The organism is Shewanella sp. UCD-FRSSP16_17, from assembly GCF_001675935.1.
Taxonomy (GTDB): Bacteria; Pseudomonadota; Gammaproteobacteria; order Enterobacterales; family Shewanellaceae; genus Shewanella; species Shewanella japonica.
Map to the genome: position 1 here is coordinate 1 of NZ_LZFV01000031.1, position 838 is coordinate 838.

Here is an 838-nt window from a genome sequence, read left to right on the forward strand (position 1 = left end):
CGCCATCCACAAGTGTAGAGAGGTCAACATTATCAACAGAGTAAGTGCCGTCCGCGTTTACTGCCACATCTGTGATGGTAATTGCAGTGCCCGCAATATCGGTAATTACCAGAGTGACCGTACCACCCGCTGGAATATCCTGACTAGTACCAGTGATGTCACCGTTATTATCGCCATCGATGACTAAATCAACGGTGATGTTGCTTGAAAGGGCATCGAGGTTTTCAGTGTCGTTGGCAGACAGGTCGTTACCGTTGCTGTCGGTTGCAGTTGCGACCACTGTGATGTCGCCATCCACAAGCGTAGATAGGTCAACATTATCAACAGAGTAAGTGCCGTCCGCGTTTACTGCCACATCGGTGATGGTAATTGCAGTGCCCGCAATATCGGTGATAACCAGAGTGACCGTGCCGCCAGCTGGAATATCCTGGCTCGTACCAGTGATATCACCTTGGTTMGATGCATCAATCACTAAGTCTACTGTTAGCTCAGCATCAACAGCATCGAGGTTTTCAGTGTCGTTGGCAGACAGGTCGTTACCGTTTGAATCAGTCGCGGTTGCAACCACTGTGATGTCGCCATCCACAAGCGTAGATAGGTCAACGTTATCGACAGAGTAAGTGCCATCTGCATTAACAGCCACATCGGTGATGGTAATTGCAGTGCCCGCAATATCGGTGATCACCAGAGTGACCGTGCCGCCTGCTGGAATRTCTTGTGATGTACCAGTGATGTCACCGTTATTATCGCCATCGATGACTAAATCRACGGTGATGTTGCTTGAAAGGGCATCRAGGTTTTCAGTGTCGTTGGCAGACAGGTCGTTACCGTTGCTGTC

The 838-nt window shown here is 49.6% G+C and carries 1 pseudogene; it reads right to left on the minus strand.

Annotated features, from left to right (window positions below):
• Window positions 1-838 (minus strand): annotated as a pseudogene (locus A9267_RS13915) (hypothetical protein); the annotation flags it as partial.